This window comes from Acinetobacter sp. RF14B (assembly GCF_006864105.1).
GTDB lineage: Bacteria > Pseudomonadota > Gammaproteobacteria > Pseudomonadales > Moraxellaceae > Acinetobacter > Acinetobacter lwoffii_C.
The window spans coordinates 1-9,850 of sequence record NZ_SMTB01000093.1 but is presented as its reverse complement, the minus strand read 5'-3'; the positions used below and the strand labels follow the sequence as shown (position 1 = coordinate 9,850).

7 protein-coding genes and 2 pseudogenes are annotated in these 9,850 nt (G+C 46.3%); 2 read left to right on the top strand and 7 right to left on the bottom strand.

The features are described 5' to 3' along the window. Positions 1-128 (top strand): annotated as a pseudogene (locus tag E2K52_RS11970) (helix-hairpin-helix domain-containing protein); the annotation flags it as partial. Here E2K52_RS11970 and E2K52_RS11965 read toward each other — a convergent pair. From E2K52_RS11965 to E2K52_RS11955, 3 genes and pseudogenes are all read right to left on the bottom strand, one after another. Next, a pseudogene (locus E2K52_RS11965) lies at positions 115-1,284 on the bottom strand (biotin/lipoyl-containing protein); the annotation flags it as partial. The pseudogenes E2K52_RS11970 and E2K52_RS11965 overlap by 14 nt on opposite strands. A 2-nt stretch (positions 1,285-1,286) precedes the next feature. Then, the gene (aceE, locus tag E2K52_RS11960) at positions 1,287-3,989 is read right to left on the bottom strand and encodes a pyruvate dehydrogenase (acetyl-transferring), homodimeric type (protein ID WP_151205305.1); all 2,703 of its coding nucleotides are present in this window, start codon (positions 3,987-3,989) and stop codon (positions 1,287-1,289) included. Positions 3,990-4,322: 333 nt separating this feature from the next. Next, entirely contained in the window at positions 4,323-5,012 is a 690-nt protein-coding gene (locus tag E2K52_RS11955) for a M23 family metallopeptidase (protein ID WP_151205304.1), read from the bottom strand. A gap of 107 nt (positions 5,013-5,119) precedes the next feature. Here E2K52_RS11955 and E2K52_RS11950 point away from each other — a divergent pair, with 107 nt between their 5' ends. Next, positions 5,120-5,560 (top strand): DciA family protein, encoded by a 441-nt coding sequence (locus tag E2K52_RS11950; RefSeq protein WP_151205303.1) that lies wholly within the window; start codon positions 5,120-5,122, stop codon positions 5,558-5,560. 98 nt (positions 5,561-5,658) lie between these two features. Here E2K52_RS11950 and lpxC read toward each other — a convergent pair whose 3' ends face one another. The 4 genes from lpxC to E2K52_RS11930 all read right to left on the bottom strand — a co-directional run. Then, positions 5,659-6,561 (bottom strand): UDP-3-O-acyl-N-acetylglucosamine deacetylase, encoded by a 903-nt coding sequence (gene lpxC, locus E2K52_RS11945; RefSeq protein ID WP_151205302.1) that lies wholly within the window; start codon positions 6,559-6,561, stop codon positions 5,659-5,661. Between the two features lie 125 nt (positions 6,562-6,686). Next, entirely contained in the window at positions 6,687-7,874 is a 1,188-nt protein-coding gene (ftsZ, locus tag E2K52_RS11940) for a cell division protein FtsZ (RefSeq protein ID WP_151205301.1), read from the bottom strand. Positions 7,875-8,033: 159 nt separating this feature from the next. Beyond that, positions 8,034-9,296, bottom strand: a complete 1,263-nt coding sequence (ftsA, locus tag E2K52_RS11935; RefSeq protein ID WP_151205300.1) for a cell division protein FtsA — start codon at positions 9,294-9,296, stop codon at positions 8,034-8,036. Positions 9,297-9,383: 87 nt separating this feature from the next. Then, the coding region (locus tag E2K52_RS11930) for a cell division protein FtsQ/DivIB (RefSeq protein ID WP_151205299.1) at positions 9,384-9,850 on the bottom strand (467 nt) is incomplete at its 5' end.

Below are 9,850 nucleotides of genomic sequence, written 5' to 3'. Positions count from 1 at the left end.
AGAACCTGCTGGATGCGATTGAAAACAGCAAGAAAACCACACTGGCAGCATTTATCTATGCACTCGGTATTCGGGGGGTAGGTGAAACCACGGCGCGGATGCTGGCCAATACCTTCCAGACTCTGGAGCCAACTTGCGTACAGCAGGACCTGCATAAACTTGAGCATTGGCAGCATTCTGTTCTTTGGTCAGCTTGTCTGCATTATCAGACGTCGCGACTGCTTGATTAGAAGATGCCGCAGGTGTCAGTGCTGCATTTGTAGCAGGCACTTTTGATTCTTCTGCTGCTTTTGCTACTTCTGCCTTGGCTGCAACAGGAGCAGCTTCTGCTGGTGCTTCAGCTTCAATCGTCAGCAGTGCAATGCCTTCAGAGACATTTTGCCCCAGCTCAACATGAATGGCCTTGATCGTGCCTGCGGCTGTGCTTGGCACCTCGACTGTCGCTTTGTCCGACTCAACCACGATGATGCTTTGGTCTTTTTCAACCGTATCACCGACCTGAACCAGAATTTCAGCCACAGCTGCCTGTTCCACACCCAGATCAGGCACCCTCACTTCCACATCACCAGCAGGTGCTAGTGAAGCTTGCGGTGCTTCGACGGCTTTCTCCTGAGTTTCCGGTTGAGTGACTTCGGCTTGAGGTGCTTCTGTCTGTGCCTGTGCTATCGAAGGCGCAGTTTTCACTTTCAGAATCACCACCCCTTCTTTAATCGTGTCGCCTTCTTTGATGTCGATGGACTCTACTGTGCCTGCAACCGTACTGGGTACTTCAACTGTTGCCTTGTCTGATTCCACCACCACGATGCTTTGATCGAGCTCAATTTGGTCGCCGACAGACACCAGAATCTCACCGACAGTGGCTTTTTCTACACCAATATCTGGAACCTGAACATCGACCACTTCCGAGCCTGCTTGAGCCTCAGGCGTAGCAGACGTTTTTGGCTGATGCGATGCCAGCTCCTGCATGATCTCTTGATCCGGCAAAGAGGTTGGGGTATTTTCTGAAGTTTTTTGAGTAGCATCGGCTTTTTGCGACTCAACCACATTTGAAGCATCATCTTCTGCGGTCAGTTCAATCAGGAGAGTACCTTCAGTAACTTCATCACCCTGATTCACCAGAATATTTTTAACTATTCCCGCTGAAGTACTGGGCACCTCAACCGAGGCTTTATCAGATTCCAGCAAAACAATACTTTCATCAATTGCAATGCTATCCCCTACTTTGACCAAAATCTCGGCAACCGTTGCCTTGTCCACCCCAATATCAGGAGTCGTAATTTGCATGCTTAGTTCTCCTCTTTATAATCAGCCACAGGATGTAACTCAGGCGTGATCTGTGGTGCCCAAGCGACCGGACGGTCGGTATCAAGTTCAAAGCTGGAAATCGCATCTTTCACTAAACGTGCATCGACTTCGCCTTCATCCGCCAGTTTTTTCAAGGTTGCGACCACAATATGAGCCGCATCGACACCGAAATAACTACGCAGATTGGCACGCGTATCGGAACGACCATAACCGTCGGTACCCAAAGCAACAAATGGACGGTTATCTGGAAGATAAGCCCGGATCTGTTCGCTATATGCGCGCATGTGGTCGGTTGCTGAAACGACAATACCGTCTGTACCACGCAACTGTTTGGAGATCCATGGCTCTTTGGTCTCTTCTGCCAGTGGATGCAGGCGATTGTATTCTTCACAGGCCATGCCATCACGGGCAAGCTCATTAAAGCTGGTCACGCTATAGACATTGGAATGAATCTGATATTCCTCACGCAGAATCTTCGCTGCCTTGATCACTTCACGCAGAATGACCCCAGAACCTAGCAGCTGTACAGTGGCTTTCTCATCTTCCTCAAGCAGGTACATACCGCGCTTGATTCCTTCTTCCACGCCTTGCGGCATTTCAGGATGCTCGTAGTTCTCATTCATCACGGTCAGATAATAGAACACGCGTTCCTGATTCACATACATACGCTTCAAACCGTCATGCACGATCACAGCCAGTTCGTAACCGAAACATGGGTCATAAGCAACACAGTTTGGAATGGTACTGGCCAGAATGTGTGAATGACCATCCTGATGCTGTAAGCCTTCACCGTTCAGTGTGGTACGGCCTGCGGTAGCACCCAGCAAGAACCCTTGTGCCTGTGCATCGCCTGCCGCCCAGGCAATATCACCGATACGCTGGAAACCAAACATCGAGTAGTACATGTACATCGGAATCATTGGCAGGTTATTGGTTGAATAACTGGTGCCCAAAGCTGCCCAGGCACTCATGGCACCGGCTTCGTTAATCCCTTCTTGCAACATGTGACCGTCTTTGGCTTCACGATAATGCATCAGCTGTTCTTGGTCTTCCGGAGTATATTTCTGACCATGTGCCGCATAAATACCCAACTGACGGAACATGCCTTCCAAACCAAAAGTACGTGCTTCATCCGGTACGATTGGTACCACGCGGTCTTTAATTGCTTTTTCTTTCAGAAGTGCAGAGATTAAACGCACCATAACCATCGTAGTGGATTGTTCTTTGCCATTTGAACCCGCCAGCACCGAATCAAATACGGAAAGCTCAGGGATCGCCAGTTGTTCACTATCCTTGCGACGTGCAGGCAGATAACCACCCAGCGCTTCACGACGAGCCTTCATATATTTGATTTCAGGAGAATTTTCACTTGGGCGATAGAACGGCACTTCTTCCAGCTGTTCATCAGTGAAAGGAAGATTGAAACGGTCACGCACATATTTCAAAGAATTGATTTGCATCTTTTTGATTTGATGCGTTTTATTAACCGCTTCGATTTCCTCTGACAAGCCATAACCTTTTACGGTTTTCGCCAGGATCACGGTCGGCTGACCTTTGGCAGTACATGCTTCAGCATAAGCGGCAAAAACTTTGTACGGATCGTGACCGCCACGGTTCAGATTATCAATATCTTCATCGCTTAGATCTTTCACCAGCTCTTTGGCTTCTGGATATTTACCAAAGAACTTTTCGCGTGCATAAGCACCACCTTTCACCTGGTAACGCTGAAAATCGCCATCCACCGCTTCTTCCATCACGGCTTTCAGTGCGCCAGACTTGTCTTTGGCCAGTAACGGATCCCAGTGACGTCCCCAAACGACTTTAATCACACGCCAGCCTGCACCACGGAATAATGACTCAAGCTCCTGAATGATCTTGCCATTCCCTCGCACCGGACCATCTAGGCGTTGCAGGTTACAGTTCACCACCCAGATCAGGTTGTCCAGTTTTTCACGACCAGCCAGAGAAATTGCGCCTAAGCTTTCCGGCTCATCCATTTCACCATCGCCTAGATAAGCCCACACTTTACGGTCTTCTTCTTTAATCAGCCCCCGGTTCATCAGGTATTTCTGAATATGTGCCTGATAAATGGACATGATTGGCCCCAGCCCCATCGAGACGGTCGGGAACTGCCAGTAATCTGGCATCAAATACGGATGAGGATAACTCGGTAAACCAATACCGCCCACTTCGCGGCGGAAGTTATTCAGATGCTCTTCAGTCAACCGGCCTTCCAGGAAAGAACGCGCATAAATACCAGGCGCACAGTGGCCTTGGTAATAAATCATGTCGCCGCCAAAGTGGTCACTGCTGGCACGGAAAAAATGGTTAAAGCCCACATCATACAAAGTTGCTGAGGAAGCAAAACTGGCCAAGTGGCCACCCAGGTCATCACCACTCTTGTTGGCACGTAAAACCATCGCCAGCGCATTCCAGCGAATCAGGGCCCGAATACGACGCTCCATGTCCGCATCGCCCGGCATGGCAGGTTGTTCTTCCACCGAAATCGTATTTAAATAAGGAGTATTCAAGCGCTGGATAGGAACATGCTTTGCAATTGCACGCTGATAAAGTTTTTCTAATAAAAATGCTGCGCGCTCGGTGCCTACATGTTGTAAAACCGAATCAAAAGCCTCTTGCCATTCTTGGGTTTCTTGCGCGTCTGTATCGCCATAAAACGCCATAATTCTACCGTTCCTAAAAGCCTAACCTAATTACTTATATGTATCATAATTTAGACTTGGGCAGGTATGGCCCTAGCTGAATGCACCCTAGAGCTACTATTTAGCAGCTAAATACCTATTGACGTTTTATTACACAATACAACAAAAAATGGTCAATAACGTGCATTTAATATACTGCACGTATCATCTCAGATGATAATATAAAACATAAAAGCGATGAGCCTAAAGTTTCCTCAATTCGATTTATATATTGAAGAACTTTGAGAGCTAACCGCTTTTTGGAGGCAGAACGAACTGTAAGTCAGATTAAGCTAAAACAATCGAGTCAAAGACTTAAGGTAACATTGCCAAATAAGTAGATGGATTTTTACGCTGACCGTCTTTAACCACTTCATAGTGTAAATGCGGACCCGTACAGCGACCTGTACAGCCAACGTTTGCAATATGTTCACCTGCTGTTACGCGATCTCCCACGCGTGCAATCAGACGCGATGCGTGTGCATAACGAGTGAGGTAACCATTGCCATGATTAATTTCCACATATTGACCATAGCCTGTACCCCAGCCTGATTTGGTCACAATACCCGGACCTGTGGCATAAATGGGTGTACCGCTTGGCGCTGCCAAATCTAAACCTGAGTGATTTTCAGCACGCCCTCCCATGGTACGACCGCCATAGTTTGAGCTTACACGTGCATTTGGAAGGGGATGGGCAATTAACCAGGAATACGGATTGCTGACAGAAGCTGCTCTGGATGGAGCCGAAGAGCGACCATATTTTTGTGCAATGGTTTGATTATTCAGCTCGACAGGCTTTTCACGCAGCTGAATATTTAATTTGGTCTGAGCAGGAACATCAATGTCATCTGGATGAGTATAAGCGCCCTGTGCAAGAGTACGCGTCAATTGCTCGATACGATCTGTTGAGCTATTTTCCTGACTTAAGTCCACCAAGTCTGCGAATGCTACCGAAGCAGCCGATGCCGCTAAAGAAAATGCCAACAAAATACGTCGCGTATGCATAAAAAACCTCTCTAAACTGCTTAATCGAGTTTCTTGAAGCTCTCTTCCTTGATATCCACTTTAAGAAGCGCATAAGATTAAGCCATAAACATGTAGGAATTATGTATATGTCAGAACCCGTCAACGTCTTTCAAAAAACAAGAAAACAGATCAAAACAGGAAACTTTACGTTTCTCTCAACCCAAGTAACTGCATGGCAGAAACTTACGAAACTCATACAACCCTTATTGCCTCAACCGGAACAATGGCAAGTTGCTTGCTATCAAAATGGTGTGTTAACAATTACTGGAGAGAACCAAGCCATGATCAGTCAACTGGCTTATCTTCAAAAACAGTATGTTTCACAACTCTCTCAAATAAATGAATTAAAAGATTTAACTAAAATTCAGGTCTGCCTGCGAAGTCCTGTGCAAGCGGAGCCGGTACTAGAGAAATCTAAAAAAACTTTAAATCCGGAAACACAAGAATTACTTCGTAATGCTGCCGACTTTATAGGCGACCCTAAGCTTAGCCAAGCTTTGTTACGTTTGGCAAGCAATAAAAAGTAACATCGCAATTAAATGTAATAATTTTGTCGCTGAAATTCATGTGACCGCCATCACAATAGCATTATTATTTTTTTACACACTAACATAAAGACAACGACTTATGTGACCTGGACATAGGGGATTGGACATTGAGTTGCGTCATCAAATGTTACAATTTCATAGCAACCTGGATCGCTTTTTACATTGCGTAAAAGCTGATTATTTAAGGCATGGCCAGATTTATAAGCATCGAATTTGGCAATAATCTGATGCCCCAGCAAGTATAAGTCTCCCACTGCATCCAGAATCTTGTGACGCACGAACTCGTCCGAGAAACGCAAGCCTTCTTCATTAACCACCCCAGTATCATCTACGCCAATGGCATTTTCCAGGCTGGCACCAAGTGCCAGATTATTGGCTTTCAGATAGTCCAGATCTTTCATAAAGCCGAAAGTACGTGCTTCACTGACTTCATAGACAAAGGTTTCTGTGGAGAAATCGATACTGGCAGACTGATGCTCTTTTTTAAAGGCAGGATGATCAAAATCAATGGTGAAATTCAGCTGAAAACCTTCGTGTGGACTAAAAACTGCCCGTTTATCATCCAGCAAAGCTTCTACTGGCTTGATAATTTTGATGAACTTCTTTGGCGCATCCAGTTCTTGCAGACCGCCCTGCATGATCAGATAAATAAAAGGTCCTGCACTTCCGTCCATAATTGGCACTTCGAAAGCTGAAACTTCAATAATCAAGTTATCAATTCCCAGCCCCGCAATGGCACTCATCACATGTTCAATTGTGCCCACCTTGGCATTTTCCTGCACCAGGTTAGAACACATAAAGGCTTCCTGGATTAATAAAGCATCAGCAGGAATGTCGACCGGCGGATTCAGGTCAATACGACGAAACACAATTCCCCCATCGGCATGGTGCGGCACAAAGTTAATCATGACTTTCTGCCCACTATGAAGACCGATTCCGCTCGCTTTCACGATACGTTGCAGGGTACGCTGTTTCAACATGCTTCTTTCATCTGTTCATCAACAAAACCGCTATACGTTAGCATATTTGGCCATTGATAAAAAACAAAAGGTGGCCTAAAAGCCACCTTTTATGTGCAAACATCGTAAACACATACTGTTACATGTTATTTACGTTGTTGATTTTTAAGATAATCCTGAATACTCATTGGGGTAGGACGCGGACTGGAAACTGAAGAAGTATTCACCACTGCCGCTCCTTCTTGATGCTGGCGCTGAATCGCAGGAACATCATCATCTTCAACTACAGCCTGTGGCGCAGCATTTGGGCGTGTAGCCTGTGCCGTGCTACGTTTTACCGGTTCTACCGAGTCAGCAGAGTTACGTGTTAAACCCGTTGCTATCACAGTCACACTAATTTCATCACGCGCATCCGGATCAAATACCGTACCATAGAATACCTGACCTTCGTCCAGATCAACGATCTGGTTCACTACATCTGTGATTTCCTCAATTTCACCGAAGGTTACATCATCCCCACCAGTCACGTTAATCAGGATACCTTTAGCATTCATGATCGTCACGTTGTCAAGCAATGGGCTGCGGATCGCCTGCTCTGCTGCCTGACGCGCACGGTTTTCGCCACGGCCCAGACCGACACCCATCATGGCATAACCACGGGTGCTCATAGCGGTTTTCAAGTCGGCAAAGTCAAGGTTAATATGACCTGGACGCACCACTAAATCAAAAATACTGCGTACTGCATTGAGCAGGACATCATCGGCTTTTTTATATGCATCTTTCATTGAAATATCACGGAAGACTTTCAATAGACGCTGGTTGGGAATAATGATCAGGGAGTCTACATGCTGCTCTAGCGCTTCAATACCCTTTTCAGCAGATTGCAGACGGCGTTTACCTTCAAAGTTAAAGGGCGTGGTCACCACACCTACCGTCAGGATACCCATTTCTTTGGCAATCTCAGCCACCACCGGTGCTGCACCCGTACCTGTACCACCGCCCATCCCGGCTGTGACAAATACCATATCGGTACCTTCAAGCTGCTGACGGATCAGTTCACGGCTTTCTTCTGCTGCTGTCTGGCCGACTTGCGGATTTGCACCAGCACCAAGACCTCGGGTACTTTGCTCACCCAGCTGAATCTTGAATTCGGCTTCCATGCGGTCAAGCGCCTGCTTATCTGTATTTGCACAAACAAACTTTACGCCCTGGATATCTGACTGCAACATGTGCTGAACAGCATTACCACCCGCGCCACCTACACCAAATACAGTGAAACGGGCTTGACCATTGCTATCACTATGATCGTCTTCAAAAAATTCAAATGAGGCCATGACCTATAAAATTCCTAATTCATAATTGGCAGTCACTAAGCCCGTACACTGCCTTAATCTTAATAAAATTGTTTTTAAGAATGCTGCTCAAGCTTAAACTTGTCAAGTATCTGCCCGATTAGCTACAACTTCTCAACAATATTCACAAAAAAAGTCGACTTAAAAAATAGACTTCAAAGTATCGTTAAAACCAAACCAAGCTCTTTTGACACGCCGTGCCAGTGATAATTGTTCTGCTTCATCCGGTTCAACGATGGTATCTTGCGTATCGCTCTGGCTAAACATCAGCAAACCCGCTGCCGAGGCATATTGCGAACGGCGTAGTGCAGCCTGATGCTGCTCATCGGCATAAACCTGGACTGGCGGATTACCCAGATGCGCTGAGACGCCCATACTGCGGCGGACGAAACTCACCATGCCTTCAATATGACTGGCATCTCCGGTTAGTACCACACCATGATACAGGCCTTGTAATGCACCGCTATTCACCAGTTCCTCGCGGACCATGCCTATAATTTCTTCATAACGTGCAATAATAATTTCTGCCAGTTCAATCCGACTAATGGTCTGCGGGCCATCAATCCCCTGGAACTGGATCATATGTTCCGGCTTCACCACTTTCAGATCCACGCAGCCATATAACAATTTAAGGCGTTCGGCTTCTTCCGTGGTAGTTTGCAATACGGCAGCAATGTCACGGGTAACATGTTCTCCGCCACGCTGGAAGGTATGCGTTAAAGCCAGACGCCCATCCAGATAGACGGCAATATTGGTGGTTCCTGCGCCAATATCTACCAGACATACGCCATATTCTCTTTCATCCTTAAGCAGACTGGCTTCAGCTGTCGCCAAAGATGAAATCACCATTTTTTCTACCCCAATATTAGCCCCTTTTAACGCGCGATCAATATTCTGCATAGTACTGATTGGCAACATCATTAAATGGTAATGTCCGACCATTTTGTGTGCAGACATACGGATCGGATTCAGTACCCATTCCGGGGAATCATCCAGCTCAAAGCCGAGCGGCACCGCACTGACCAGATAATAGTCTGAGGTGACATGACTGGCTTTGGCCAGTTCTAGCGCCCGCACTACTTCACTGGTGGTAATCGAGTGTTCGCTATTATCGATATTCGTACGGCCTGATGCATAAAAACTTTTTAATTCCGCACTCGGAATTGAGACCCAGGCAGAGTGGACACGACATTCGGCCATATCTTCTGCTTCTTGTACGGCGTTTTTAATGGCGGTAATGACTTTATCGAGACTAACAATTTTCCCTTTATTCATGCCTCGGTTACGAGCGGTCGCCATACCAATAACTTGGATATTGTCTGGCGCATGTACCTTACCAATCAAAACTGAAACTTTGTGTGTCCCAATGTCAATCGCCACAACCGAGGGAACAGCTTCATTCATTATTAACTACTACCATTACGTGTTTGTTAGATTTATGGCTTTAAGGCCTCTAATTTTTAAAGCCGATCATTATGGCTTTAGTGTGACCTAATTCTCAACGCCCGTGTCATTAATGGTTACAATAAAGTCACCATTTACAATTTTAGGGGGTGACGAATTTTTCCACTGAATAGCCAATCCATTACGATAGCGCAGGTCGATGGCAGAAATTCTGAACCACACCGGCTTCAAGTCACTCTGAGCCAACTGGCTCAAACGTTGCAGCTTACTCATGGTCTGGTCTTTGTCAACAATGACGCGCAAGCCGGAATCAAATTGCATAAACCAGGTCATTCGTTCGGTTAAATAGAGTTCTTTTAGACGAATACCCTGGGGTAAGAATAACTGATTAATTTCATTATAACGGCGCATCATGGTATTGGCATGTGTAGAGGGCCCATGCAGCAACGGTAACTCAGAATAATTCTTTGGCGTGACTTCCGAGAAAATGATACCACTGTCACTCAGCAGACGTCCGGTACCCCAGCGCGCAATCGCATGATGCGGCATGACCC

Excerpts from the sequence above, each read along its gene's own strand:
- E2K52_RS11955 (WP_151205304.1), bottom strand. The coding sequence starts at position 5,012 with ATGCATACGCGACGTATTTTGTTGGCATTTTCTTTAGCGGCATCGGCT.
- ftsA (WP_151205300.1), bottom strand. The coding sequence starts at position 9,296 with ATGAATGAAGCTGTTCCCTCGGTTGTGGCGATTGACATTGGGACACAC.
- lpxC (WP_151205302.1), bottom strand. The coding sequence starts at position 6,561 with ATGTTGAAACAGCGTACCCTGCAACGTATCGTGAAAGCGAGCGGAATC.
- ftsZ (WP_151205301.1), bottom strand. The coding sequence starts at position 7,874 with ATGGCCTCATTTGAATTTTTTGAAGACGATCATAGTGATAGCAATGGT.
- E2K52_RS11950 (WP_151205303.1), top strand. The coding sequence starts at position 5,120 with ATGTCAGAACCCGTCAACGTCTTTCAAAAAACAAGAAAACAGATCAAA.
- aceE (WP_151205305.1), bottom strand. The coding sequence starts at position 3,989 with ATGGCGTTTTATGGCGATACAGACGCGCAAGAAACCCAAGAATGGCAA.